Source organism: Antarcticirhabdus aurantiaca, from assembly GCF_009765365.1.
GTDB classification, from domain to species: domain Bacteria; phylum Pseudomonadota; class Alphaproteobacteria; order Rhizobiales; family Rhizobiaceae; genus Antarcticirhabdus; species Antarcticirhabdus aurantiaca.
Genome location: NZ_VTOM01000001.1, coordinates 87,318 through 113,874 on the forward strand (window position 1 = coordinate 87,318; position 26,557 = coordinate 113,874).

General features: G+C 70.4%; 23 protein-coding genes and 1 riboswitch. Of the genes, 5 read left to right on the forward strand and 18 right to left on the reverse strand.

The genetic code is table 11. From position 1 onward, the window contains the following. Positions 1–63 precede the first annotated feature (63 nt). Positions 64–2,706, forward strand: coding sequence for a bifunctional acetate--CoA ligase family protein/GNAT family N-acetyltransferase (locus FZN60_RS00425; protein ID WP_158869945.1), 2,643 nt, complete (start codon positions 64–66; stop codon positions 2,704–2,706). Here the strand turns inward: FZN60_RS00425 and FZN60_RS00430 are convergent. From FZN60_RS00430 to FZN60_RS00440, 3 genes are all read right to left on the reverse strand, one after another. Continuing rightward, complete coding sequence (locus tag FZN60_RS00430) at positions 2,703–4,337, reverse strand: Na+/H+ antiporter (protein ID WP_158869947.1); 1,635 nt, start codon at positions 4,335–4,337, stop codon at positions 2,703–2,705. The two genes, FZN60_RS00425 and FZN60_RS00430, sit on opposite strands and share 4 nt — an antisense overlap. 82 nt (positions 4,338–4,419) lie before the next feature. Beyond that, complete coding sequence (locus tag FZN60_RS00435) at positions 4,420–5,649, reverse strand: alpha/beta hydrolase (RefSeq protein WP_246726498.1); 1,230 nt, start codon at positions 5,647–5,649, stop codon at positions 4,420–4,422. A 123-nt stretch (positions 5,650–5,772) separates the two neighbouring features. After that, positions 5,773–7,023, reverse strand: coding sequence for an ROK family protein (locus FZN60_RS00440; RefSeq protein WP_246726499.1), 1,251 nt, complete (start codon positions 7,021–7,023; stop codon positions 5,773–5,775). Positions 7,024–7,229: 206 nt separating this feature from the next. On the opposite strand from FZN60_RS00440, the gene xylF reads away from it, so the two are divergent. The 3 genes from xylF to FZN60_RS00455 all read left to right on the forward strand — a co-directional run bounded on the left by xylF (position 7,230) and on the right by FZN60_RS00455 (position 10,541). Continuing rightward, positions 7,230–8,279, forward strand: coding sequence for a D-xylose ABC transporter substrate-binding protein (xylF, locus tag FZN60_RS00445; RefSeq protein WP_158869951.1), 1,050 nt, complete (start codon positions 7,230–7,232; stop codon positions 8,277–8,279). Between the two features lie 115 nt (positions 8,280–8,394). Beyond that, positions 8,395–9,708, forward strand: coding sequence for a sugar ABC transporter permease (locus FZN60_RS00450; RefSeq protein ID WP_158869953.1), 1,314 nt, complete (start codon positions 8,395–8,397; stop codon positions 9,706–9,708). Positions 9,709–9,788: 80 nt separating this feature from the next. Beyond that, positions 9,789–10,541 (forward strand): ATP-binding cassette domain-containing protein, encoded by a 753-nt coding sequence (locus FZN60_RS00455; RefSeq protein ID WP_158870606.1) that lies wholly within the window; start codon positions 9,789–9,791, stop codon positions 10,539–10,541. Positions 10,542–10,556: 15 nt separating this feature from the next. On the opposite strand, the gene FZN60_RS00460 is transcribed toward FZN60_RS00455, so the two are convergent. From FZN60_RS00460 to FZN60_RS00470, 3 genes are all read right to left on the reverse strand, one after another. Further along, the gene (locus FZN60_RS00460) at positions 10,557–11,579 is read right to left on the reverse strand and encodes a glycerophosphodiester phosphodiesterase family protein (protein WP_246726500.1); all 1,023 of its coding nucleotides are present in this window, start codon (positions 11,577–11,579) and stop codon (positions 10,557–10,559) included. A gap of 94 nt (positions 11,580–11,673) precedes the next feature. Next, complete coding sequence (rnhB, locus tag FZN60_RS00465) at positions 11,674–12,342, reverse strand: ribonuclease HII (RefSeq protein ID WP_158869955.1); 669 nt, start codon at positions 12,340–12,342, stop codon at positions 11,674–11,676. A 154-nt stretch (positions 12,343–12,496) separates the two neighbouring features. Next, positions 12,497–13,660 carry a PA0069 family radical SAM protein gene (locus tag FZN60_RS00470; RefSeq protein ID WP_158869956.1) on the reverse strand — a complete coding sequence of 388 codons (1,164 nt, stop codon included), beginning with the start codon at positions 13,658–13,660 and terminating at the stop codon, positions 12,497–12,499. Between the two features lie 154 nt (positions 13,661–13,814). On the opposite strand from FZN60_RS00470, the gene FZN60_RS00475 reads away from it, so the two are divergent. Beyond that, positions 13,815–14,330 (forward strand): glycosyl transferase family 2, encoded by a 516-nt coding sequence (locus FZN60_RS00475; RefSeq protein ID WP_158869957.1) that lies wholly within the window; start codon positions 13,815–13,817, stop codon positions 14,328–14,330. 619 nt (positions 14,331–14,949) lie between these two features. Here FZN60_RS00475 and FZN60_RS00480 read toward each other — a convergent pair. The 12 genes from FZN60_RS00480 to FZN60_RS00535 all read right to left on the reverse strand — a co-directional run bounded on the left by FZN60_RS00480 (position 14,950) and on the right by FZN60_RS00535 (position 26,452). Then, on the reverse strand, positions 14,950–15,519 hold the full coding sequence (locus tag FZN60_RS00480; RefSeq protein ID WP_158869958.1) for a biotin transporter BioY: 570 nt from the start codon (positions 15,517–15,519) through the stop codon (positions 14,950–14,952). A 5-nt stretch (positions 15,520–15,524) separates the two neighbouring features. After that, positions 15,525–16,148, reverse strand: a complete 624-nt coding sequence (locus FZN60_RS00485) for an energy-coupling factor transporter transmembrane component T family protein (RefSeq protein WP_158869959.1) — start codon at positions 16,146–16,148, stop codon at positions 15,525–15,527. Then, positions 16,145–16,822, reverse strand: a complete 678-nt coding sequence (locus FZN60_RS00490) for an energy-coupling factor ABC transporter ATP-binding protein (RefSeq protein WP_199266447.1) — start codon at positions 16,820–16,822, stop codon at positions 16,145–16,147. Before FZN60_RS00490 ends, FZN60_RS00485 begins: the two co-directional genes overlap by 4 nt. 182 nt (positions 16,823–17,004) lie before the next feature. Beyond that, positions 17,005–17,796, reverse strand: coding sequence for an ABC transporter ATP-binding protein (locus FZN60_RS00495; RefSeq protein WP_158869960.1), 792 nt, complete (start codon positions 17,794–17,796; stop codon positions 17,005–17,007). Beyond that, on the reverse strand, positions 17,793–18,839 hold the full coding sequence (locus FZN60_RS00500) for a FecCD family ABC transporter permease (RefSeq protein WP_158869961.1): 1,047 nt from the start codon (positions 18,837–18,839) through the stop codon (positions 17,793–17,795). Before FZN60_RS00500 ends, FZN60_RS00495 begins: the two co-directional genes overlap by 4 nt. Beyond that, positions 18,836–19,855 (reverse strand): ABC transporter substrate-binding protein, encoded by a 1,020-nt coding sequence (locus FZN60_RS00505; protein WP_158869963.1) that lies wholly within the window; start codon positions 19,853–19,855, stop codon positions 18,836–18,838. Before FZN60_RS00505 ends, FZN60_RS00500 begins: the two co-directional genes overlap by 4 nt. A gap of 212 nt (positions 19,856–20,067) precedes the next feature. Beyond that, positions 20,068–20,344, reverse strand: a riboswitch (cobalamin riboswitch). Positions 20,345–20,382: 38 nt separating this feature from the next. Beyond that, entirely contained in the window at positions 20,383–21,747 is a 1,365-nt protein-coding gene (locus FZN60_RS00510; RefSeq protein WP_158869965.1) for a PepSY-associated TM helix domain-containing protein, read from the reverse strand. Between the two features lie 117 nt (positions 21,748–21,864). Next, positions 21,865–22,254, reverse strand: a complete 390-nt coding sequence (locus tag FZN60_RS00515; protein WP_158869967.1) for a hypothetical protein — start codon at positions 22,252–22,254, stop codon at positions 21,865–21,867. Between the two features lie 70 nt (positions 22,255–22,324). Continuing rightward, a complete protein-coding gene (locus tag FZN60_RS00520) occupies positions 22,325–23,482 on the reverse strand; it encodes a metal ABC transporter permease (RefSeq protein ID WP_158869969.1) in 1,158 nt (385 codons plus the stop codon). Further along, positions 23,482–24,612, reverse strand: a complete 1,131-nt coding sequence (locus FZN60_RS00525; protein WP_199266448.1) for a metal ABC transporter permease — start codon at positions 24,610–24,612, stop codon at positions 23,482–23,484. Before FZN60_RS00525 ends, FZN60_RS00520 begins: the two co-directional genes overlap by 1 nt. A 2-nt stretch (positions 24,613–24,614) precedes the next feature. Next, positions 24,615–25,400, reverse strand: a complete 786-nt coding sequence (locus FZN60_RS00530; RefSeq protein WP_158869971.1) for a metal ABC transporter ATP-binding protein — start codon at positions 25,398–25,400, stop codon at positions 24,615–24,617. Between the two features lie 50 nt (positions 25,401–25,450). Continuing rightward, positions 25,451–26,452 (reverse strand): metal ABC transporter solute-binding protein, Zn/Mn family, encoded by a 1,002-nt coding sequence (locus FZN60_RS00535; RefSeq protein WP_158869973.1) that lies wholly within the window; start codon positions 26,450–26,452, stop codon positions 25,451–25,453. Positions 26,453–26,557: the final 105 nt, after the last annotated feature.

The window sequence follows — 26,557 nt, forward strand, 5'->3', positions numbered from 1 at the left end:
AACGCGGCGGGGCCGAGCCTCATTCCCGCCGCGTCCCTTCTCGTCCCGCGAGGCGCCGGCGCCATGTCGACCCGCAATCTCGACGCTCTGTTCCAGCCCAAGGCGATCGCGCTCATCGGCGCGAGCAACCGGCCGGGCTCGGTCGGCGAGGTGCTGGCCCGCAATCTCTTCGGTGCCGGCTTCGAAGGGCCGGTCATGCCGGTCAACCCGCACGAGACGGCGATCCGCTCGGCGGTGAACTTCCGCTCCGTCGCCGATTTGCCGCTGACGCCCGACCTCGCGGTGATCGCGACGCCGGCGCCGAGCGTGCCCGGCATCGTCGACGAGCTCGGCCGACGCGGCTGCCGCGCGGCCGTCGTGATCTCGGCCGGCTTCGACGAGGGCACGCTGCGCCGCGACCTCCTGGAAGCGGCGCGCCCGCACCTCCTGCGCATCGTCGGGCCGAACTGCATCGGCTTCCTGTCGCCGGTCGCGCGCATCAATGCGAGCTTCGTGCATCTCACCCCGAAACCGGGGGACCTCGCCTTCGTCACGCAGTCCGGCGCGGTCGCGAGCGCTGTGCTCGACTGGGCCGACGTGCGCGAGATCGGCTTCTCCCACGTCGTCTCGATCGGCGACACGAGCGACGTCGACGTCGGCGATCTCCTCGACCACCTCGCGCTCGACCCGAAGACGCGGGCGATCCTCCTCTACGTCGAGGCGATCGGCGACGCCCGAAAGTTCATGACCGCCGCGCGCATCGCCGCGCGCGCCAAGCCCGTCATCGTCATCAAGGCGGGGCGCGGGGACGCGGCCTCCGACGCCGTCCACGACGCCGCCTTCCGCCGCGCCGGCATGCTGCGGGTGGAAACGCTGCGCGAGCTCTTCGAGGCAGTCGGGACGCTCGCGAGCGGGCTTCGCCCCAAGGGCGACCGGCTGGCGATCCTCACCAACGGGGAGGGCGCCGGGATCCTCGCCGCCGACGCGCTGGCGGGCCTCGGCGGCCGCCTCGCCGAGCTCAGCGCCCAGACGCGCGAGCGCCTTGCCGGCATCCTGCCCGCCCACGGCTCGGCCGCCAATCCCGTCGACACGTTGCGCGACGCCTCGGCCGAGCTCTACGGCGAGGCGGTCGCGGCCCTCCTCGCCGATCCGAACCAGGACGCCGTCCTGGTGCTGCATTGCCCGCAGGCGATCGTCGCCGGCCGCGCCGCGGCCGAGGCGAGCCTCGCCGCCGCCGCGGCGCGGCCGGCGCAGGGGCGCTCGCCGCTCCTGACCTGCTGGCTCGGCGAGCGCGACGCGCGGGACGCCCGGCGGCTCTTCGCCCGGGAGGGCGTGCCGACCTATCAGACGCCGGACGAGTCGGTGCGCGCCTTCATGCAGCTCGTCGACTACCGCCGGAACCAGGACCTCCTGATCGAAACGCCGCCCGCCGTGTCCCCCGGCCGCCGCGAGCCGCAAACGGCGGCGCGCCTCGTGTCCGCGGCGGTGGAAGGAGAGGGACGCGTCCTCGCCGAGCCGGAGGCCATGGCGCTGCTGGCCGCCTACGGCATCCCCGTGGTGGAGACGCGCATCGCCGCCTCGCCCGCCGAGGCCGCGCTGATCGCGAGCGAGATCGGCTTTCCCGTGGCGCTGAAGATCCTGTCGCGCGACATCGCGCCCAAGTCCGACGTCGGCGGCGTGCGCCTGGAGCTCGACACGTCCGACATGGTGGCGGAGGCCGCCGACCACATGCTGAAGCTCGTCTCGGAGCGCCGGCCCGGCGCGCGCATCGAGGGCTTCACCGTGCAGCGCATGATCCGCCGCCCGCGCGCCCGGTCCCTGTCCGCCGGCGTCAAGATCGACCCGGTCTTCGGCCCGGTGGTGCGTCTCGGCGGGGGCGATGGCGCCGCGCCGGCCGACGAGGCGGTGGGCCTGCCGCCGCTCAATCGCATCCTCGCCGAGGACATGATCGCGCGCACCCGCGCGGCACATGCCGCCGACGGGCGGGGCGAGCGAGCGGCGAAGGAGCGCGCGGCGCTCGCCGACGTCCTCGTCACCCTCTCGCAGATGATCGCGGACTTCGACGAGATCGGCGCGATCGACATCGATCCGCTTCTCGTCGACGAAACGGGCGTCGTGGCTCTCGACGCGCGGATCGCGGTCGCCCCGGCGAGCGGAAGCCGGCGCGCCCGCTTCGCCATCCAGCCCTATCCCGGCGAACTCGAGCGCGACGTTCGCTCGCGCGCCGGCACGGCCTTCCGCCTGCGCCCGATCCGCCCGGAAGACGAGGGCGCGGTTATCGCGATGATCGAGGCCTCGGATCCCGACGACATCCGCCTGCGCTTCTTCCGGGCGATCCGGAAGGTCGGCCACGCCTTCGCCGCGCGCCTCACCCAGATCGACTATGCCCGCGAGATGGCCTTCGTCGCCGAGCCGGACGCATCGGGCGACGGGGAGCCGCCGGGCACGATCCTCGGCGTCGCCCGCCTCATCATGGATCCGAACGAGGAGGTCGCCGAGTTCGGGATCATGGTGCGTTCCGACCAGAAGGGGCGCGGCCTCGGCTCGATCCTGATGAACGCCATCCTCGACTACGGCCGCCAGCGCGGCCTTCGCCAGGTCTACGGCGAGGTCCTGGCGCAGAACACGACCATGCTCGCCATGGCGGGCGACCTCGGCTTCCGCCGCGAGATGCATCCGGAGGATCCGGGCCTCCGGCGCGTCGTGATCGATCTCTCGAAGTCCTAGCCGCCGTAGCGGGTCTCCAGGAGGTCCAGCTCGCGGATCAGCTTGCGGGCGGTTTCCGAGCCGAGCTCGCCCCGGCGCACCATGCCGAACAGCGCGGCGCGCTCGGCCTTGAGCGCGGCGAGCCGCATCTCCGCCTCGATCCGCTCGCCGAGGCGCGCCTCCGCGTCGGCCTCGCCGTCGCCGCCGTGGCTGCGCCGCTCGATGCGGCGGCGGTAGAGATCGCCGGTGCGCGAGGCGGCCGCGTCCAGAAGTCCGGCCCGGCGCGCTTCCTCGCCGCTTTCGCGCTGGAACGCCTCGATCGCGGAGAGCGCGGCCCTCGCGGCGGCGATGCGGGCGGTGTCCTCTTCGGCCGCGCGGGCGGTTTCGGGCGGCAGTCGCAGGCCTTTCAGGAAGACCGGAAGCGCGATCGACGCGGCGAGGAGCGACAGGATGATGACGCCCATGGCGATGAAGATGGCGAGCTCGCGCGCCGGAAACGGCGAGCCGTCCGGCAGCGCCAGCGGCAGCGTCAGAACGCCCGCCAGCGTCACCGCGCCGCGAACGCCCGACAGCGACATGGCCGCCACGATGCGCCAGCCCGGCGAAACGTGGCGCGAGCGCCGGCGCAGCAGCGTCAGCTCCAGCGACACGAACACCCAGACGAAGCGCAGGCCCGCGAGCCCGGCCGTGATCAGGACGACGTAGACGGCGAGCCACCAGGGCTCCTGCTCGCCGACGGCGCGCACGGTTTCGGCCGCGCTCGACAGGATGAAGGGCAGTTGTTCGCCGAGCAGCACGAAGATGATGCCGTTAAGCGTGTACTGGATGGCGTTCCAGACATTGGTTCGGCTGACGCGGGTCTGCGCCATGACCAGCCCGCGCGCTTCGGCGCGGCTCATGCCGATGCCCGCCGAAACGGCGGCGAGGATCCCCGAGCAGCCGAGATGCTCGGCAAGGAGATAGGCGCCGAACGGGATGAGGAGGGTGATCAGGATCTGCGAGCTGCTGTCCTCGCCGAAGCGGTCCGAGATCCAGTCCTTGGTCCGGGTGACGGCGAGCGTCAGGAGGAAGCCGACCGCCAAGCCCCCGAGCGCCAGCCAGACGAAGCTGAGCGAGGCCTCCGCCAGCGAGAAGCCGCCGGTCATGGCCGCGGCGACGGCGAAGCGGAAGCAGACGAGGCCGGACGCGTCGTTGAGGAGCGATTCGCCCTCGATGATGTGCAGCATGCGCCGGGGGATGGGCGTGCGCTGGGCGATGGCCGAGACGGCGATCGGGTCGGTCGGCGAGAGGATCGCGGCGAGCGCGAAGGCGACGGCGAGCGGCACCGCCGGGATCAGCCAGTGGATGAAGAAGCCCATGCCGACGACGGTGAAGACCACGAGCCCGAGCGCCAGCTCCATGATCGTCGTCCAGTCCCTCAGCATCTCGTCGCGCGGGATGCGCCAGCCGTCGAGGAACAGGAGCGGCGGCAGGAACAGGACGAAGAACAGCTCGGGATCCAGGAGGACCCGCAGCTCGACGAACAGCCCGAGCAGGCCGCCGACCGCGATCTGGACGAGCGGACGCGGCACCGCGACGGGCAGGATCCGCGCCAGGATCCCGCTCGCGACGACCGCGAGCAGCAGGACGAGGGCGGTGGTCACGGCTTCCACGTCGCGGCTCTCCCTTTCGTGCGGCGAAATCCCTACTGCCGCAGCCGCGCCGAGGCTTCAACGGCGACGATGCGTCGCCGCGCTATCGGCCGATCGCCGTTTGGAGCGAGCCGCCGAGGCTGCGGCCGGCACGATCGAGGTTGCTGCCGAGCCGCTGGCGGGACTCGCCGCTGACGAGGGCGCCCGGCAGCTCGATCGCCGCGCCGACGGCGGAGCCGAGGCCTTGCGTGGTTCCCACGACCGTCGCGTTGATCGCGTCGGCGAGGCCGAGCCGACCGTCGGACAGGCCGTCGCCCGCGATCAGGCGATTGCCGATTGCCTGGACCACGGCGGGGCTCTGGGCGAAGGTGGTGTGGTTCAGCGGGTCTCCGGTGCGGATGCCGCTGATGTCGACCACGACGATGCCGCGCCGGGCCATTTCCGCCCTCAGATCCGGGCGCGACAGGTTGATCGAGCCGAGGCGCTGCGAGCCGCCGGCGAGCCGCCGCGACACGAGAAGCGCCTGGTCGTCCTGCGCGGCGAAGATGGTGATGCGATCCTGCGCCGGGCCGAGGGCGTCGAGCTGGGTGCGGAAGACGCCGAGGTCGATGTCGGGCGCGGCGAGCACGATGTTGGCGAGCTTCGGGGGAAGGCGTCCCTGGCGGATGGCGAGCTGGCGCACCGCCTCCATGGCCAGCCAGCCGCCCATGGAATGCGCCATCAGCGTGATCTCGCCGACGTCCGGGCTGGCCGCGGCCCCGGCGATCACGGCTTCCAGGCTGTCGCGCGAATAGTTGGCGCTGTCGCGGTCGTAGAGGTAGTCGAAGACCGAGCCGCCCGAGGGCCAGGTGAAGAGGATCGGCGCGGCATCGGCGCCGCTGTCCTGGCTGATCTGGGCGAGGCGGAAGACCGCCTCCTCGTAGCTCGAATTGAAGCCGTGGACGAAGATGAGGATGCGCCGCTTGGGACGGGCGACCCGCTTGTACCAGGCGCGCGCGCCGGCCGGATCGAGCGGTTCGACCTTGAGGGCCACGAACTGGCGGGCGGGATCGGGCGCGCCGGGGGAGGGATAGGCGATGTCGCCCGGCTTGCGGAACCGGGCCGGCGGAATGGACACGACGATGTTCTCGAGCGACAGCCCACGCCCGCGCTCGGGACCGAACACGACGCCCGACACGTTCGAGGGCGCGCGGGTCGTGGCGACCAGCATGTCGACGCGCTGGGCGCCGGGAACCGTTTGAGCGACAGGCGTCAGGGTCGCGTAGGGGCGCGACGCGCAGCCCGCGATGAGCAGCATCAGGAGCGCGAGGAACCGGATCGGCGGCGTGGGCACTCAGTCCTCGGCCAAGCGTGATCGTCATGCGAGTGCTAGCAGCCGCGCGCGCAACCGGCCATGACCGGCAGGCATCCCGGCGACGCCCGCCCTCCGCCTGTCGCGCGCGCGCCACACTCTACCTCAGGCGACCTGGCGCTCGTCGGCCGGCCCTTCGCGCGCGAAACTCTCGTCGAGGCTCGCAAGGGCATGGGCGGTGCCGGCCTCGAAGACGAGGGCGTCGACGTCCGCGACGTGGCCGAAGGGGACGGCGGCACCCTGACCGGCGACCGCGCTTTGCGTGATCCCCCGGCGGATCGCCGGCTCCAGGAGGTCCATGGCGTGCGCGCCCGAGCCGGTGAACACGATCGGCAGCGGGTCGATCAGCGTGAAGAGCCGGCCGAGCCCGTAGCCGATGGCGAGGCCCGCCTGCGCGAAGGCGTCGCGCTCCGGCCCGTCGCGCTCGCGCGCCGCGCCCGCCAGCACCCGCATCTCCGCGTCGGTTACGCGCCGCGCCGGCACCGCGTCGACAGGTCCCCCGAGCGCGCGGCGCTGGATCGCGTAGTCGCCGGCATAGGCCTCGACGCAGCCGCGATTGCCGCAGCGGCAAAGGGCTCCGTCCGGGCGGTGGTTGAGGTGGCCGAACTCGACCGCCGAGGACAGGGGGCCGCCGAAGGTCTGGCCGCCGAGGCGCAGGCCCATGCCGACGCCGAAGCCGATGAAGAGGGTCGCGAAGTCGCCCGTGCCCAGATCGAGCCCGCCCCGATCCGGCCGCCAGCGGAAGGCCTCCGGCATCAAGGAGCAGTCGTTGCAGATCTCGACCTCCGTGCCGGTGAGGGCCTGGATCATCCCGGCGATGTCGAGGTCGCGGCGCTTGAGGGCCGGGGACCAGAGGATGCGCCGGTGACCGGCATCGGTCATGCCCTGCACCGCCACGACCATGCGCGAGGGTTTGGGCGTTTCGCCCGAAAGGCCGGACGCGGCCTCCTCGGTCAGGCTCGCCAGGATCGAGGCGATCTCGCTCGCGTCGAGGTCGGCAACCGGGCGCTCGGCCGCGGCGGTGGCGAGCGGCCGGCCGGCATAATCGGCGAGCTGCACGAAGAGGCCGCCGACCGCGAGCTTGGCCGCGGCGACCGTGGCCGCGCTTCCCGCCACCCGCAGCGTTTTTTCCGGACGGCCGCGGCGGGCGCTTCGCCCGTCCTCCTCGACCTCCTCGAAGATGCCGCTCCGGATGAGGTCGGTCGCGATGGCCGAGGCCGACGATACCGACAGGCCGGTCGCCTGGGCCGTGGCGCGCCGCGTCGACGAATCCGCACGACGCAGATGATCGATCACCACGCGGCGATTGTGCGCGCGCACGGCTTCCGCGTCGGTCTTGGCGAAGAGACCTTTCACGTTCCGCATCCTCCCTCGGCCAGCCCGGATTGTTTCCGATTCGTTTGCCGGCTTGCAAGCCCCCCTCGGCTCGGCGCGATCACGTTGACACGGATCGAATTGTCTGTCAGCCTTTTTTCCGAGACTTGGAAAAAGTCTCGGAGCCCGCGGGAGGAACGCTTCGGCTCCGGAAGGATCGGCGCGGGGGCGCGCCAGGGAGGACATCGATGAAGACCTTGAAGCTCGCGCTTGCCGGCGCGGTGTTTTCGCTCGGCCTGTCGGCCATCGGCCCGGCCTTCGCTCAGGACGCGCTGACCGTCGGCGTGTCGTGGTCGAACTTCCAGGAAGAGCGCTGGAAGACCGACGAGGCCGCCATCAAGGCGGCGCTCGAAGCGGCCGGCGCCACCTACATCTCGGCCGACGCCCAGTCCTCGGCCGCCAAGCAGCTGACCGACGTCGAGTCGCTGATCAGCCAGGGCGCCGACGCGCTGATCATCCTGGCGCAGGACTCCTCGGCCATCGGCCCGGCGGTCGAGAGCGCCGTGTCGAACGGCATCCCGGTGGTCGGCTACGACCGCCTGATCGAGAACCAGGACGCCTTCTACATCACCTTCGACAACAAGGAGGTCGGCCGCATCCAGGCCCGCGAGGTCCAGAAGGCTAAGCCCGAGGGCAACTACGCCTTCATCAAGGGCTCCGCCGCCGACCCAAACGCCGACTTCCTGTTCTCCGGCCAGATGGAGGTCCTGAAGGAGGCGATCGACGCGGGGCGGATCAAGAACGTCGGCGAGGCCTATACGGACGGCTGGCTGCCCGCCAACGCCCAGGCCAACATGGAGCAGATCCTCACCGCCAACGACAACAAGGTCGACGCGGTGGTCGCCTCCAACGACGGCACGGCCGGCGGCGCCATCGCTGCGCTCGACGCGCAAGGCCTCGCCGGCTCGGTTCCGGTCTCCGGCCAGGACGCCGACTTCGCGGCGCTGAACCGCATCGCGCGCGGCCAGCAGACCGTGTCGGTCTGGAAGGACTCGCGCGAGCTCGGTAAGCGTGCGGCCGAGATCGCGCTCGAGCTCGCCGGCGGCAAGGCGATGAACGAGGTCACGGGCGTCACCACCTTCAACGGCGGTCCGAACAAGGTCGAGATGCAATCGATCTTCCTCACCCCCGTCGCGATCACCAAGGACAACCTCCAGACCATCATCGACGCCGGCTGGGTGACGAAGGACGTGGTCTGCCAGGGCGTCACGGCCGGCTCCGTGCCCGCCTGCTCCTGACCGCCTGGAAAAAACCGGAGCCGGCCCGCGCATGGGCCGGCTCCGGCTCCTTTGAACGTTCTAGCAAGGCACGGGTGCCACGTGGACAAGTGGCGGTCGGGCGCGGGAGGCGAGGATGAGCCAGGCATTGGAGCCGGCCCGGCCGGCAGCGGCGCGCGGCGCCGGGGAGGGCGGGCTCAAGGGGCTCGTGCGGGCGACCGAGATCGACACGCGCATGCTGGGCATGGTCGGCGCGCTGCTCGTGATCTGGCTCGTCTTCCACGTCGCTTCCGGCGGCGTGTTCCTCACGCCCCGCAACCTTTGGAACCTCACCGTCCAGACCGCCTCGATCTCGGTGATGGCGACGGGCATGGTGCTCGTCATCGTCACGCGCAACATCGACCTGTCGGTCGGGTCGATCCTCGGCTTCTCCGGCATGGTCATGGCGGTGATGCAGACGGCGGTCCTGCCGAACCTCCTCGGCTTCGGCAGCCCCGTCCTCTGGATCGCCGCGCTTCTGGCGGGCCTTGCCGTCGGCGTCGCGATCGGCGGGCTCCAGGGCTACGTCATCGCCTATCTCGGCGTGCCCTCGTTCATCGTCACGCTCGGCGGACTTCTTGTCTGGCGCGGCGCCGCCTGGTGGGTGACGCAGGGCCGCACCGTCGCCCCGCTCGACGACACCTTCCGGCTGCTCGGCGGCGGCGCGGACGGGGCGCTCGGCTCCTTCTGGACCTGGGTGCTCGCGGGCCTCGCCTGCCTCGCCTTCGCGGCCGGCCTTCTTTCCCAGCGCCGCCGGCGCCTGCGCTACGGCTTCCCGCTGCGCCCGGTCTGGGCGGAGACGCTGATCGGCCTCGTGGTCTTCGGGGCGATCCTGGGCGCTGCCGCGATCCTCAACGCCTATGAATGGCCGGCCGCGATCACGCGCCGCTATGCCGAGGCGAACGACATCGCGATTCCCGAGGGTGGCCTGCGGATCGGCTACGGCGTCGCCGTGCCCGTGCTCGTCGCGATCCTCGTCGGCATCGTCATGACCTTCGTCGCCAAGCGCACCCGCTTCGGCCGCTACGTCTTCGCCATCGGCGGCAATCCGGAGGCCGCCGAACTCGCGGGCATCAACACCCGGCTGGTGCTGACCAAGGTCTTCATGGTCATGGGCGGTCTCGCCGCGCTCGGCGCCGCGATCTCCACCGCCCGCCTCAACGCCGCGACCAACGCGCTCGGCACGCTGGACGAGCTCTACGTCATCGCCGCCGCCGTGATCGGCGGCACCTCGCTCGCGGGGGGCGCCGGCACCATCGTCGGCGCCATGATCGGCGCGCTGGTCATGCAGTCGCTGCAGTCGGGCATGGTGCTCCTGGGCATCGACTCGCCCATGCAGTCGATCGTGGTCGGCATCGTTCTCGTCATCGCCGTGTGGATCGACACCGTGTATCGCCGGAGGGCCGCGTGAGCACCACCTTGGACGCCATCGCCGACCACGGGCGCGGCTTCTCGGACGCGATCGACCGGTCGGGCCCGCCGCTCGTCGACATGCGCGACATCTCGATCTCCTTCGGCGGCATCCACGCCGTGGAGAAGGCGAGCGTGAACCTGTGGCCCGGCGAGGTCGTCGCGCTCCTCGGACACAACGGCGCGGGAAAGTCGACGCTGATCAAGATCCTGTCCGGCGCCTACAAGCGCGATTCCGGCGAGATCTTCGTGCGCGGCGAGCCGGCGCGCATCGACAATCCGCGCGACGCCAAGGCCGCCGGCATCGAGACGATCTACCAGACCCTGGCGCTCGCCGACAACGTGGACGCGGCAGCCAACCTCTTCCTCGGCCGCGAGATCCTGACGCCCTTCGGGACGCTCGACGACGCGGCCATGGAGGCCGAGGCGCGCAAGGTGATGGGCCGCCTCAACCCGAACTTCCGCCGCTTCAAGGAGCCGGTGAAGGCCCTGTCGGGCGGCCAGCGCCAGTCGGTGGCGATCGCGAGAGCGATCCTCTTCGACGCCAAGATCCTGATCATGGATGAGCCGACCGCCGCGCTCGGGCCCCAGGAGACCCGGCAGGTCGGCGACCTCGTCAAGGAGCTGAAGCGCGAGGGGATCGGCATCTTCCTGATCAGCCACGACATCCACGACGTCTTCGACCTCGCCGACCGGGTGATCGTCATGAAGAACGGGCAGGTCGTCGGCGAGGCGCTGACGAGCGACGTCACCAAGGACGAGGTGCTCGGCATGATCATCCTCGGCAAGTGCCCGCCCGGCGCCAAGCCCGGATCGGGCGCCGCGCGGGCCTGAGGGGGCGGCCGCCCGTCAATCCTCGTAGGGGATGCGGTAGCCGTTGGCTTCCAGCCAGGCGATCGCGGCCTTCGGCTCGTCGGTCTGGATCATCGTCGCGCCCTGCTCGGCCCAGAAGCCCCAGACCTCGCCCGGCAGGTCGGCGCGCACCGCCATCTCGTCGCCGCGCCCGCCCGAGCGCATGCCGTTGCGCGTGTCGTCGTAGAGCGTGTTGATCCAGAGATGGAGGTCGTAGCGGGCGGCGAGCGCCCGGCTCTCGGCACGAAAGAACAGGCCGCCGTCGGCGGTGAGGGGCTCGCCCGTCTCGTAGGCGTTGCGCAATTCGGCGGCCTCGGGGGTGAGCTCGCGCACGGCCGCCTCAAAGGGCGCGAGGTCGGCGACGACCTCGTCGCTGAGCTGCGGCATGAACTGGATGTCGTCGCCCGTGGCGCGGTGGACCTCGAGAGCCGCCGCCAGCTTCTCCGGCGTGTCGACATAGGCCTTGGACACGATCTGGTCGGCCATGCCGAGCTCGCGCGCCATGGCGATCATCGCCGTCAGGTTCTCGATGCCGAGCTTGCTGTCGAGGTTGACCATGACCCGGTCCTTGGCGGCCGAGAGCAGCTCGCGCAGCGTCGGCACCCTCTCCCCGGTCACCTCGCCCGTCCCCTCGACCACGAGGCGGCACTGCCGGATCTCGGCGAGCGGCTTGTCGGCCGCCTCGCCCTTGCAGGTCGTGGTGCGGTCGAGGCTGGTGTCGTGGAGGACGACGAACTCGCCGTCCCGGCTGACCTGGACGTCCACCTCGATCATCTCGACGCCGAGCTCGACCGCCCGCTCCAGGGCCGAGAGGGAATTCTCGGCGAGGCGGATCTCGCCGTCCTCCATCCAGCCGCCGCGGTGCGCGACCACCATGACGTGGCCGCGCCAGGCATTGGCATCGCGGAAGCGCTCGACGATCGCGTCGCTGCGGGTCTCCTCGGCCGAGGCCGGACCCGGCACAGCGCCGAGGAAAAGCGGCAGAACGAGAAGGATGAAGGCTCGAAAGGTCCGCGGCACGATCGTCGTCTCCTGTTTCCTTCTCCGTGTAGTCGAGGGGAATGACACGATCTTGACGGGTGGGGAAATCTCCTTCCGGAGAGGTGCCTCCGCCTCAGCGCCCCGACAGCGGGCGGAAGCTCATCCGATGGATCGGGCAGGGGCCGAGAGCGGCGATGGCGGCCTTGTGCGAGGGCGTCGGATAGCCGGCATGGGCGGGGAAGCCGTAGCCGGGAAACAGCGCGTCGGCCCGGCTCATCATGCGGTCGCGCAGGACCTTGGCCACGATGGAGGCGGCGGCGATCGAGGCGGAGAGCCCGTCTCCCCCGATGAGGGCGGTGGCGGGGCAGGGCAGGCCCGCCGGCACGTCGCGGCCGTCGACGAGGACGTGGCCGGGCGCGAGCGCGAGGCCGCGGACCGCCTCGGTCATGGCGAGGAGGCTCGCCGCGCGGATGTTGAGACGGTCGATCGAGGCCGCGGACCGGCTGGCGACGGACACGGCGAGGGCGCTTTCGAGGATGGCGGCGAAGGCGGCCTCGCGCTGGGCAGCTTTCAGCGTCTTGGAATCGGCGAGGCCGGGCGGCAGGCGGGCGGGATCGAGGATCACGGCCGCGGCGACCACGGGGCCGGCGAGCGGTCCGCGCCCGACCTCGTCGCAGCCGGCGACCAGCCCGGCGCCGGCCGCGATCAGCGCCGCCTCGCGCGTATAATCGGGCGGCGGGCGAAGCGCTGCGGCGGGACGCTTCGGAAGGGGGCGCGGAGAATCGGAGGGTCGGCGAGCCATGTTGCGGCGAGGCTCGCACCGTTCTCCGATCCTCCGCAAGACGCCCCGCGCTCCTTCGAGGGTGCGAGGGGAACGCGGGGCGCCATGATGCCGGCAACGCGGGGGACGCGAGACCGGCGGCGCGGGGGCGATGCGGCGCCCCCGCGCGTTCCTGTCAGAGCAGCGAGAGCTGGACGCCCGCCGCGCTCGCCTTGGGGGGCGAGAAGAGGTCGGTGCGCAGCGGCGCGCGGCCCCGGTTCAGCTCCAGCCGATCGGCCGCCAGCTCGAAGCGGCGGCGGATCTGCATGGCGTAGGCGCCCGTGCCGGTCATGCGCCGGCCCCAGTCGGCGTCGTAATCCTTGCCGCCGCGCATCGAGCGCAGGAGCGAGAGGACATGGCGGTAGCGGCCGGGATAATGGCGCAGGAGCCATTCCTTGAAGAGCGGCGCCACCTCCAGCGGCAGGCGCAGGAGGACGTAGCCGACGTCGCGCGCGCCCGCCGCCTTGGCGGCTTCGAGCAGGCGCTCGATCTCGTGGTCGGTGAGGCCGGGAATGATCGGCGCCGTCATCACCATGGTGGGCACGCCCGCCTCCGACAGCGCCCGCACCGCCTCGAGGCGCTTCGTCGGCGTCGAGGCGCGGGGCTCCATGGCACGGGCGAGCGTGCGGTCGAGCGTCGTGACCGACAGCGCGACGCGGGCGAGGCCCTTGGCCGCCATGCGCGACAGGATGTCGAGGTCGCGCAGGACCAGCGCCGACTTCGTCACGATGCCGACCGGATGGTTCGCCGCCTCCAGCACCTCCAGCATGGCGCGCATCAGCGTCTCGCGCCGCTCGATCGGCTGGTAGGGATCGGTGTTGGTGCCGATGGCGAGCGGCTTCACGACGTAGCCGGGGCGGGCGATCTCCTCGGCGAGGAGGCTCGCCGCGTTCGGCTTGACGAAGAGGCGCGTTTCGAAGTCGAGGCCGGGCGACAGGCCCAAATAGGCGTGGCTCGGCCGGGCGAAGCAGTAGACGCAGCCGTGCTCGCAGCCGCGATAGGGATTGGCCGAGCGGTCGAAGGAGATGTCGGGCGAGGCGTTGGTGGTGATGATGGTGCGGGCGGTCTCGGCCTGCACCTCGGTCTTCAGCGCCGGCAGATCCTCCAGCGTCGACCAGCCGTCGTCGACGGGCCCGCGCGCGAAGGGCTCGAAGCGGCCCGACGGGTTGACGCCGCTGCCGCGCCCGCGGCGCCGGTCCGGTGCGACGCGCAGGCCGGAGGCGTTGACGAGGTGGTTGGCGAGGTCGACGCCCTGCGTGCCCGAGAAGGCGGCGCGGTCGGCGATGCTGATGGCGCGCATGACGGATCCTCCGACCGGGCGGCAGGGCGCCCTTACGTCGTTCGATGGTCGGAACCTAGCGCCGAGCCGAGAACATTTCAAGAACATATTGGCTGCCGTTCGCGGCCGGCGGATTGCTCTGGCGCCGGCCCGCGCCGTCCGATAGTCACGATGCATGATCAGCGTGATGATGGATTGCGGGGCCGACGACGCCCGCCTCGCCATGACCCTCGCCGCCCTTGTTCCGGGCGCGGTGGACGGCATCCTGCGCGACGTCACGCTGTTCGACCGCGACATGGACGAGGCGACGCGGCGGGTGGCGGACCATGCCGGCGTGTCGGTGGAGCATCCCGCCGCCTTTCACGAGGCGATCGCGCGGGCCAAGGGCACGTGGCTCCTGCTGCTGGAGCCCGGCGCGCGGCCGATCGAGGGCTGGATCGAGGCCTGCGAGGCGCACATGGCGCGCGGCCTGACGGGCAAGGTCGCGGCCGCCCGCTTCAATCGCTCCAGGCTCGACCGGCCGAGCTTCTTCCAGCGCTTCGGCGCGATCCGCCACGCCTTGTCGGAAGGGTTGCTCCTGCCCAAGGCCCAGGCGGTCGGCGTCTCGCACATGGCGCTGACGCTGGAGGAGATGGCCCGAGGCCTGGCGGCGCGCCAGCTCCAGGCCGACATCCGGCCGCGGGTGGGGTGAAGTGCGGACCGGCACCGAGGCGCGCGGATGCGATCCCGCGCCGCGTGGAGGCGGCCGGAGCGTTGAAGCAGTCGGTGCCTCCCTTGCGGGGAGGGCTGGGGGCGCCGCAGGCCGAACCTGCGACGTATGCTAATCGTCAGAAAGGGTCCGCCTGCGGCGCCCACCGCGAGGGACCGCGTCGCTTTTCCAGTGCGGGGCCATTCCGCACCGCGCGCGTCGGAGCCAGAACACGGGCGGCTTCACCCATGCCTGACGGCGTCCTCCCGAGTTCGGGTCTGTCCCAACCGGGTCCCGGGTCTGCCTTCGGGGATACTCCACGGCACGGGCCGTTACAGCCTGCACCGCTCCTCGCGCGTCGCGCCGCCCGGGCAGCCGCTCCTCCGGAAGAAGCGAACCGCACCGGACCTCACCCGCCGGCCCTCTCGAACGATCCCGGTGATCATTCGCGCCCATCCGAATGGGCCGGCGGTGACGCGGAGAATAGGGGCGAAGCCAGAGGGCGTGGACAACTTCTCTGGAAATGAAGCAACCGACCAAGCTGCAATGATCGAGTCGAGAACCTCATTGGGTGGTTTGCAGAACGGTCTGCTAATGAACCTTCACGGCCGGTAACTGACGCTCAGGCCGCTTTAGCTGCGCGCAGTCGGTTACCAAGATTCACGTAGATTAGCAGACCTGCATATGCTGCGACTGCCGCCTTCAGCAGATCGCCCGGAACAAAAGCCAAATCCCCGAGGATCGCGGCGGACGGGGACATCCCGACATAAGCGATTAGCCAAGCAATCCCAAAAGCGTGGTCTACCAGCACGCCGACCACGGCAGCAACGAAAAAACCAACAAATGTCTTCCACCCGCCATCGGTCTGCAGAGCGACGCGATCGGCAAACCAGCCCGTCACGAAGGCAGCAGGTAAAAATCCAACCAGATACCCCGCAGTAGGGCTGAGAAACACCGCTAGGCCACCGCGACCGCCAGACAGGACGGGCAGGCCGATTGCGACGAGCGCGATGAGTAGGAGCACAGATAGGGTGCCTTTTCGGGCACCGAGAACAACGCCGGCAAGGAGAACTCCCAGGCTTTGTGCATGAATGGGGACAGGAATGAACCCGAGCATGATCGGGGGAATAAGGCCCAACACAACGATGATTGCGGCAAACAGTGCAATCGAGACCAAAGACCGACTATCCACCTGTGTTATCCTTGTTTGTAAGAATGGGATTCGGAACGAATGGATCTCGCATCGAGAGCGTCTGCGATGTCCTCAGCGTTCAGCATCGTGCCGACGATCATCGGTACGAGAACAGTTGATACCCGGAGTTTGAGACCCCGAGCCCGGTGCGCGTCGGCAACGTCTCTGTAGCGTTGCTGTACCAGCGGGATGAAACGGATCACAAGACCGATAGCCAGTCCGATATCACGAGCTTTGCCAACGCCGAGCGTTTCCAGTGGACGCGCGCATCGTGTGATAACGTTGATGAACTGACCGACCGTCGTCGTTGTCGTGACCAACGTGGCAAACAGGCTCAAGGACCCAAGGCGTAGGAGAACGGCCGAAGATGCCTCGAAACCTTCCGCATAGGCTGTCCAGCCAGCGACAATCGCAATTGTCAGGAGAAGCTGCCAGGACTTCAGCCATTGTAAGACGGATGCACGACTGACTAGGAGCGACCCAGCAACAACGATTCCCGCCAATTCTGCGAGAATTATGACCGAGCTTGTGGCAAACACAACGATGCTGAGACCGAAGAGAGCGATCAGCTTGATCCCTGCCGGGACTCGGTGAAGGGTGCCAGCGCCGCTATTCTCGACCACGATCATGCAACTATCGTCCGATAGCGGGCGATAGTTTCTGCTGCCGAACCATCCGCAACCAGTTCGCCATCGTGAAACATCAAGACGCGGTCGAACCCAGATACCAAAGCGAGGTCATGGCTCACCACGATGACGTTCTCGGCCAACTCATGGATGGTTCGCTCGACGAGTTTGCGGTTCCGCAAATCAAGCTGGTTCGTCGGCTCGTCCATGATGACGATATCAGGGGACGTGACGAGAACGGAGGCAAGCGCAGCAAGCTGAACCTCACCTCCAGATAACTCATGTGCTCGGCGCTCGGCCAGATGGGTGATCCCGACGCGCTCGAGGACGGTTCGAACGGCCTTGTCGGTGACCTGCTTGTTGAGCCCACGAGATTGCGGCCCGAGCGCGATATCGTCCTTGATCAACGGCAGAACGATCTGGTTCGATGGATTTTGGAAGACGTAGCCTACGGCGGCGCGAACGTGAGTACCCTGACTTACCGTTTCATGACCATTGGTGACGACACGACCAGACGACGGTAGGACAAGCCCGTTGATCATCCGAGAAAAGGTGGACTTCCCCGATCCGTTCAATCCGATGATGCCGATACGCCGTTCGGAGAGCCGTAGCGAAAGGCATTTCAATGCCACTCGTGGACCGAACTTCGCTTCAGCATTTTCGAACGAAACGTCCAAGTGCCAGCCTCCAATATACGGGTCCCGCTTTGCCCTTCGCTCGTATGGTGGTCAACCCGCGCGAGACGGTCGCGCTAGTCAGGGTGCATCAGACAAAACATCCGCATGTCGGCGATGTCTGTTTTCTGGTAAGCGCTTCGACGTTTGCCGTCGTCGTACTTGGGTCGACATCGGCCTTGGCGTCACCAGGCGGGCGTTTCGGCCGGCGCGGGGGCGGGCGGGGCGTAGCGGATGAAGGGGCGGTGGTCGGGGCCGGTCTCGATGCTGGCGCGCACCTTGAAGACGGCGGCGACGAGGTCGGGGGTGAGGACGTCGGCGGGGGTGCCGAGGGCGACGAGGCGGCCGGCCTGCATGACGGCGATCCGGTCGGCGAACATGGCGGCGTGGTTGAGGTCGTGGAGGGCGGCGAGCACGGTGCCGCCGCGGCGGCGCACGAGCGCGAGGAGGCCGAGCTGATGCTCGACGTCGAGGTGGTTGGTCGGCTCGTCGAGGATCAGCACCTTCGGCTCCTGGGCGAGGGCTCGCGCGATGTGGAGGCGCTGGCGCTCGCCGCCTGACAGCGAGTGCCACATGCGATCCGTGAGAAGCGCCATGTCGACGGCTTCGAGCGCTTCCCGGACGATCGCCTCGTCGCGTCCGCTCCAGGGGACAAGGGCGCCGAGATGGGGCGTGCGCCCGAGCTCGACGGCCTGGCGCGCCGTCAGGCGCTCGCCCGTTTCGGCCTGCTGCTCGACGAGGGCGAGGAGGCGGGCGGCCTCGCGCCGGGGCAGGGCTGCGAGCGGCCGGTCGTCGAGCGCGACGGCCCCGCCATGGGGGCGCTTGAGGCCCGCCAGCATGGCGATCAGCGTCGACTTGCCCGAGCCGTTCGGCCCGACGAGCGCGAGGAACTCGCCGGAGCGGACCTCCAGCGACACGTCCTCGACGATCGCCCGCCCGGCGGCGCGCCAAGTGAGGTTGGCTGCCGAAAGCCTCATCGCGCGCCCATCCCGCCGACGACCGGCCGGTGGATCAGGATCAGCGCGAAGGCGGGCGCACCGACGAGCGCGGTCATGACGCCGATGGGCAGGACCTGGCCCGGCAGGAGGGTGCGTGACAGGACGTCGGCGGCGATCATGAACAGGGCGCCGATGAGGGCGGAAGCCGGCAGCAGCGCGCCGTGGCGCACGCCGACGACGAGGCGGGCGGCGTGCGGGATCACGAGGCCGACGAAGCCGATCGAGCCGACGATCGACACCATCACCGCCGTCATCAGCGCCGTGGCGCCGATGAGGACGGCGCGCACCCGCCGCACGGGAATGCCGAGCGCGGCGGCCGAGGCCGTGCCGAAGGCGAAGGCGTCGAGGGTGCGGGCGTGGACGAGGCAAACGGCGAGGCCAACGAGCGCCACGGGGACGGCCAGCCCAGCATCCGGCCAGCGCACGCCCGACAGGTTGCCGAGGAGCCAGAACATGATGCCGCGCGCCTGATCGGCGGTGGCCGACTTGGTGACGACGAAGGCGGTCAGGGCGTTGAAGAGCTGCGAGCCGGCGACGCCCGCCAGGATGATCGCGGCCAGCCCCCGGCCCGCGAGCACGGCGAGGCCCGACACGAGGCCGAAGGCGAGAAGCGCCCCGGTGAGCGCGCCGAGCGGCAGCGACAGGAGGCCGCCGCCGAGGCCGAGGATCGCGACGGCGACCGCCCCCGACGAGGCCCCGGCCGAGATGCCGAGGAGGTAAGGGTCGGCGAGCGGGTTGCGGAGCAGCGACTGGAGGACGGCGCCGGAAACGGCGAGCGCCGCTCCGCAGGCGCTTGCGACCACCGCGCGCGACAGGCGGTAGTTCCAGACGATGCCCTCGTCGATCGGGTCGAGCGCATGGCCGCCCGCCCAGAGGCGGTTGGCGACGGCCTTCGCGACCGTGTCGAAGGGAATGCGCGTCTCGCCCACCGCCGCCCCGAAGACGAGGGCGGCGAGAAGAAGTACGAGCGCCGCGGCGGCGAGGCCGAGGACGCGCGCCGCGGGGAGGCCCGGCCGGCTCACTGCGCGAGGCCGGCCTTCTGGAGCGCGTCGGCGAGACCCTCGATGCCCTCGACGGTGCGGATCGTCGGGTTCATGGCCTGGGCGTCCATCTCGACGATGCGGCCCTGCCTCACCGCCGGCATGAGGCTGGTGACGGGATCGGTCTTCAGGAAGTCGAGCTTCACCGAAACGTCGTCGGCGGGATAGCGGCGGCGATCCATCCGGCCGACGACGATCACGGTCGGGTTCGCCCTCGCGATCGTCTCCCAGCCGACCGTCGGCCATTCCTCCTGGCTGTCGATGACGTTCCGGACGCCGAGAAGGGACATGATGGTGCCCGGCGCGCCGCTCTGGCCGGCGACGTAGGGATCGATGTCGAGCTCGGCCGACGAGAACCAGAAGACGGCCGAGGTGCCGGGCCGAAGCCCCGCGATCCTGGCCTTCGCGGCTGCCTCGCGGGCCTTGAGGTCGGCGACGAGCTCGGCGCCGCGGTCCGCCACGTCGAAGATGCGGGCGAGGTCCGTGATCTCCGTGTAGACGAGGTCCATGGTGAACTTGGCCGTGCGCGTGCCGTCGCTGCCGACGGCGTTGTTCTTGTTCTCGCAATCGGCGGGCGAGGTGTAGACGGGGATGCCGAGCTCGGCGAACTGCTCGGGCGTCGCGACGACCCCTTGCGGGCCGACCTGCCACTCGAACTGCGTGGTGACGAGGTCGGGGCGTTCTGCCACGACGCTCTCGAAGCTCGGATCGTTGTCGGCGAGGCGCTTCACCTTGGCGTTCGCCTCCTCGTAGCCGGGAAGCACCGGGCCGACCCAGACGGCGGTGCCGGCCACCTTGTCCGCCAGGCCGAGGAGATACAGGATCTCGGTGGTCGACTGGCCGATCGAGACGGCGCGCTCGGGCGCCTTGGCGAAGGTGAGCGTGCGGCCGCAGTTCTCGAGCGACAGCGGGTACTGCGTCGGGGCGGCGACGGCCGAGCCCGCGGCGAGAACGACGGCGAGAAGGCCGAGGAGGGAGGCGCGTCGAGGCAGCGTCATGGGGTGATATCCAGTGGCCGATGGGCGAGCGCATCCGCGCCCCGGCCCGGTTGGCCGGGCAGCCCGAGGGAGAAACGGCGGACGGCGAGCGGACGCGGGAATCAGCGTCGCGCGGGCGAACGGAGGCCGGGGGCGATGAGGAGGGCGTTGGCGCGATCGCGCCGTCGATGGGCCGTCATGGGCATCCTTTCCGGGCATCCCCGCCCGAACGAGTGGATCGATGGATGACGGCAGGTCTCCTGGCTCGCGGACATCGCACCGATCATCTGCCTTCCCGCGTCGGCCCTCGAAGGGCCTTGGCAGTGGCATGGCGCCGGGTGATCCGGCGGCCCGCCGCGACGCGCGGGGCGCATCGCGGGGATGATCGGCATCCGCTTACAGTTGCGGGGGCAGCCGCGGTCTCGGTCCCGACCTTGGTCGGGAGATCTCACCGCGTTCCCTTTTAATCCCCTCGACTCGTCGCCTCGGGGAACCGTCCGCCCATGGGTAGGCGCGCGGGGCGCGCGCCGTCAACCCTTTCGTCCGCCTTACGAGAAGGCGCGCCGCAGCGGCGCGACGTTGCGCACCAGGAGGTCGACGGCGACCATCGCGACGATCAGGAGGCCAGACAACGGGAACAGGATGCCGAAGGCGATCGCCATCGCCCAGAGCGCGCCGTAGACGCGGCGGCTCGTGGGATAGGGCGGCACGCCGAGCCGGCCGGCCGGGCGGCGCTTCAGCCACATCACCAGCGCCGCGACCGACGACAGGATGATCGCGAGGCAGGTCGCCAGCATCAGGAGCTGGTTGGCGAGGCCGAACTCCTGGCCCATGTGGACGTTGATGCCGAGCTCGGTGAGCTTGGCGAGCGCGCCGTAGTCGGCATAGCCGATGTCGACGAGCGGCTCGCCCGCGTACTGGTCGATGTGGATCGTGCGGACCTTGGCGAGATCCGCCGGAAAGACGGCCGCGGTGTAGACGCCCGCGGCATCGGCGGGCGGCGTGACCTCGAAGCCGGGCGCCATGCCCTTGCTCCGGGCGACGGCGACCGCCCGGTCGAGGCCGATCGGGGCCGCTGCGGCTGCGTGCGACATCGGCATCGGCGAGGACTCCATCGTCCAGCCCACCGTGTCCATGGCGTGCGCGGCGTGCTCGCCCGAGGTCGGGACGGCGTCCCAGAGCGCGGCCGGGTAGCCCGTGCCCGTCGCGGTCGCGATCTCCGTCAGCTTGCCGCCCCAGAAGCTGGACCAGGGCAGGCCCGACACAGCGAGGAAGGCGATGAAGAGGCCGGCGACGGCGCCGGTCACGGCGTGGGTGTCGCGCCAGAAGACGCGCTTCGACGGCGTTCCCCGGACGGTGACGACGCCGCCCGTCTGCCGGCGCGGCCACCAGAGATACAGGCCCGACACGACGAGGATGATGGCGAAGCCCGCGATCGCCTCGATCAGCCGGTTGGCGTAGGACCCGAAATAGTCGAGGCTGTGCAGCTTGCGCACCACCTCGTTGAACTCCTGGCGCTTGGCCACGGTGTCCAGCACTGCGCCCGTGTACGGGTTCACGAAAGCGTAGACCGCTTCCCCGTCGGCCCGCAGGGCGATCCGGGCCGAACCGGTGGGGCCAGCGGGCTCGCGATAGGCGGACAGGGTCGATCCGGGAACGGCGGCCTGCGCCCGCGACACGAGCTCGCTCGGCGGCAGGGGCGCCGAGGCCTGCGCGGCGACGACGTTGCGGTGGGCGAAGAGCGTGCCGTCGATCTCGTCGCGAAAGAGGTAGAGCGAGCCGGTCACGGCGAGCAGGATCATGAAGGGCACGGCGATCAGCCCGGCATAGAAGTGCCAGCGCCAGATCGCGCGGTAGGTGTCGATCGCGAGCGTGCTCGATGGAGCCCGCGCGGAAGCGGTCAGGTCGGTCAAGGGATGAGGCCTCGGCTGTCGAACGGCCCGCCTTGGCGCTGCTCCCTCGGGATGCTCAGCGCGGCGTCAACCGTTTCCGAACGGGAATGACGGGGGTAGGGCCCCCGATGGATCGCGTCAGATCGAGGCGGCCGGCGGCCCCTGGGCCTCGTAGGATCGTCCCGGCGGGAGCGCCGCCATGGGCGCGGCGTGGTCGACGGCGATCTCGATGCGGTCCGCGAAGCGGATCGGGATGCCGGACGTGTCCGTCGGCGCGGGCGCCGCGCCGAGATGCACGCCGGCCGCGCAGAGATCGGCGCAGGGGCAGGGCTTGGCGTGGTCCGGCGCGGCCGGGCGGTGCCCGGTGCCGCCCGAGGACGTGCAGATGATCGAGAGCGGATCGGGGGAGAGCATGGCGGCAGCGGCCCGGCTGGCCCCGGCGATCTGGACGCAGAACGACAGGAGAAGGAGGGCGCAGAGGGCGCCTCCCAGCAGCCTGTCCTTCAGAACGTCGCGCCAGATCCTCATGCCAGCCGCATCGCATGGAGGTTGCGCGATGTCGAGGGGGTGGCGGGCGCGGGCGGACCCGTCACCCTGGTCAGGCGGCGACGCGCGCGCCGCCCGTTCCCAGCTCCCAGGGCTCCAGGATCTCGCGGGCGAGCGCCCGGCCCTTGGGCGTCAGGCGCAGGAGCTCGCCCTCGCGGATGACGAGGTTCTCGTCGAGGCTGCGGCGCAGGACCTCGCGCGCCCGCGCCTCGCTCCAGCCGAGATGGTCGCGCAGCGCCCGGGCGACGTTCTCCTCGCCCTCGCCGGGTCCGTCCTCGTGGCTGAAGAGGTGGACCGCGAGCGTGCGGCCCTCGTTGGCGCGGGCCTGGGCGCGGCGGCGGATCAGCTGCGCCGCCATGCCGTAGCGGGGCCCGAGCAGGAGGGCGAGCATGAGGAAGAGGCCGGTCATCGTCGCCATCATGCCGCCGATCGAGACGTTCCAGAGGACCGCGAGCCAGTAGCCGAGGACGCTCGAGGCGATCGAGATCGCCGCGCCGATGACGAGCATCAGCCAGAGCCGGTCGGTCAGGAGATAGGCGGCCGAGGGCGGCACGATCACGAAGGCGATGAACAGGATGACGCCGACCGCGTCGAAGGCCGCGACCGCCGTCGAGCTCGTCAGCATCAGCAGCGCGTAGAACAGGAGGCCGGGCGCGAAGCCCAGCGCCTTGGCGAGCGCCGGGTCGAAGGTGGCGAGCTTCAGCTCCTTGAAGAAGAGGACGACGAAGAGGAGGTTCACCAGCGTCATCGCGCTCATCCACAGGAGCGAGCGCGGGACGGGCAGGTCCGCGACCGCCACCGTGTCGAGCCAGACGAAGCCGATCTCCCCGAGCAGCACCGTATGCTGGTCGATATGGACGTCGCGGGCATAGAGGTTGATCAGGAGGACGCCGATCGAGAACAGGACGGGGAAGACGAGGCCGATGGCCGCGTCGTTCTTCACCCGGCCCGTGCTCACCAGAAGCTCGGTCAGGAACACCGTCAGAACGCCGGTGAGCGCCGCGCCGAGGATCTGCACCGGGCCGCTCTGCTCGCCGGTCAGCAGCCAGACGACGACGATGCCGAAGATGATCGAGTGGCTGATCGCGTCCGACAGCATGGAGTTGCCGCGCAGGACGAGAAAGGTGCCGACGAGCGTTGCCGCGCAGCCGACCAGCGCGCCGGTGAGGACGATCATCAGCGCGACGTTGTTGAACAGTTGTTCGAGCATCACGACGCCTCCCGGCCCATGGCGCCGAGAATGCGCTCGGCCTCGGCGATGCCGGCCGGGGTCAGGGTCCAGTGCCGGGTCGATTCCGGCGCGTGGCGCGCCGGCCGGACGAGGCCGCGGCGCTGGAGCGTTGCCAGGGCGCCGCGCGTGGCCGTGCCGTGAAAGGCGTCGACGCTGCCCTGTTCGGACGGGTAGGCGGGGTCGCGGTGGTGCGCGGCGAGGCCGTAGAGCGTGGTGAGAACCTGCTGGCCCTCCAGCTGGCCGCGCAGCCGCCAGCGGCGCACCGCCTCCCAGAGGAGGCCGCGCCCGGGCGCGATGAGGAGCGAGACGAGAACCACGGCCGAGACGGCGAGGATGATCAGGGGACCGGTCGCGAGGCCGCGGCCGAGCGCACTCATGACCGCGCCGAAGACGCCGCCGGCCATGCCGATCGCGGCGGCGAGCACGACCATGCCCTCCAGGCGGCGGGTCCATTGACGCGCGGCGACCGCCGGGGCGATCACCATGGCCGCCATCAGGACGACGCCGACCATCTGCAGCCCGACCACCACGGCGAGGGCGATCATCACCGTCAGGAGCACTTCGAGCATCACGACCGGCAGCCCGATCGAGGCGGCGAAGACGGGGTCGAAGGAAACGAGTTTGAACTCCTTCCAGAAGGCCGCGACGAGACCGAGCGCGGCGATCGTGATGCCGCCCATGATCCAGAGGTCGCTGCGCAGGATCGCCGCGGCCTGGCCGAACAGGAAGGATTCGAGCCCGCCCTGCGAGGCGTTGCCCGAGCCCTGAATGGCGCTGAGGAGAACGACGCCGATCGCGAAGAAGACGCTGAGGCCGATGCCGAGCCCCGCATCGGTCTTCAGGCGGCTGTTGCGGGTGAGGAGAAGCATCAGGAGCGCGGCGAGCGCCCCGGTGACGAGCGCGCCGACGAGGATGCTGCCGAGCTCGCGCCCGCCCGCGACGATGAAGCCGAGGCAGATGCCCGGCAGCGCGGCGTGGCTCAGCGTGTCGCCGAGAAGGCTCTGCTTGCGCAGGACCGCGAAGGAGCCGAGGACGCCCGAAATGATGCCGAGCATCGCCGCGCCCATGGCGACGGTCTGGATCGTGTAGTCCTGGAGGAGCGCCAGCATGCTCAGGCCCGCGCCTCGCCGGCCGCGAGCGCCTCGCGCTCGATGAGCGCGATCTGCCCGCCATAGGCCTTGCGCAGGTTCTCAGCCGTGTAGACCGCCGCGACCGGTCCTTGGGCGACGACGCGCACGTTCAGGAGCAGCATCCAGTCGAAATAGGTGCGCACCGTCTGGAGGTCGTGATGGACGACGATCAGGGTCTTCCCCTGATCGCGCAGGCGGTGGAGGATCTCGACGATGGCGCGTTCGGTTGTCGCGTCGACGCCGGCCATCGGCTCGTCGAGGAAGTAGACGTCGGCCTGCTGCACCAGGGCGCGGGCGAGAAAGACGCGCTGCTGCTGGCCGCCGGAGAGCTGGCTGATCTGCCGCTCGGCATAGTCCTGCATGCCGACGAGCTCGAGGGCGTGCTCGGCCTCGGCCCGCTCGCGCCGGCCGGGCCGGCGCAGCCAGCCGAGCCGGCCGTAGAGGCCCATGGTGACGACGTCGAGGGCCGTCGTCGGGAAGTCCCAGTCGACGCTGGAGCGCTGGGGCACGTAGCCGACGCGGCGGCGCTGCGCCCGGTAGGGCCGGCCGAACAGGGTGACGTGCCCCGCGGTCGGGGTGACGAGGCCGAGCACGGTCTTGATCAGCGTCGACTTGCCCGCGCCGTTCGGCCCGACGATCGCCGCCATGACGCCCGGCGGCACGTCGAGGTCGACGTCCCAGAGCACGGGCTTCGACTGGTAGGCGACGGTCAGATCCTCGACGTGCAAGGCGAGGTCCGGCTCGTGAAGAGACCCGCGGCTGGGCATGAAGCGAAGGCTCGATGTGCGAGGGAGGGGATCGGCGGGAAAAGCGGGCGCTACTGCGCCGCCGGCACGTTCGCCGAGGCGTCGGCCACGTCCCAGGTCTCGGCCCAGTCGCGCAGCGCGTCCGGCATCGCGGGGGGCGTGCCGCCGAGGGCGGTGACGATGTTGCGCGTGTTCTCGTAGATCATGCCGATATAGGTGCCGCCGGCGGTGCCGGCCTCGCCCATGGCGTCGGAATAGAGTTCGCCGCCGATCCGCACCTCCTGTCCCTGCTGGGCGGCCGCGTCGATCACGGCCTGGATGGTGCGGGGATTGATCGTGGATTCCACGAAGACGGCGGGGACGCCGAGCTCGGCGACGCGCGCGGCCGCCGCGCGGATATCCGCGACGCTCGCCTCGGCCTCGGTGCTGATGCCCTGGATGCCTTCGACCCGAATGCCGTAGGCGCGGCCGTAATAGCCGAAGGCGTCGTGGGCGGTGACGAGGATGCGCTGCTGCTCGGGCACGGTGGCGACGGCGCGGCCCGCCCAGTCGTGGAGCGCGGCGAGCTGGCGGCCGTAGCTCTCGGCATTCGCCCGCATGGCGTCGGCGCAGTCGGGCCTCATCTCGCCGAGGGTCTGCGCGATCGTCGGGGCGATCCGGGACCAGAGGCCCGCATCCATCCAGAGATGCGGATCGATGCCGTAGGCGCCCTCGACGGCGATCAGCTCGCCCTCTTCGATCGACGCTTCGGCGACGGCGAGCGTCGGCTTCATCTGCGAGAAGCGCTTGAGAACCGCGCCGAGCTGCCCTTCGAGGGAATAGCCGGAATACAGGATCACGTCGGCGTCCTGGAAGGTCTGCACGTCGCGCGCGCCCGGCTGGTAGAGATGCGGATCGACGCCCGGCCCCATCAGCGTGGTGACCTCGACGCACGAGCCGCCGACATGGGCGGCGACGTCGCCGATCATGCCGATCGTCGCGACGGCCCGGATCGGCGCCTCCTCCGCCTGCGCGGCGCCGAGGCAGAAGGCGAGGGGCAGGCCTGCCGCGAGACGAGTTGCCCATCGCTTCATGATATCACCTCGACTTTTTGGTTTGTGACACGCAATCAAGATTAGCATTGGCTAATTTTGGCTGTGCGCAAGCGCCTGTCAAGGGCCGGGCGGGCGAGGCGGCGC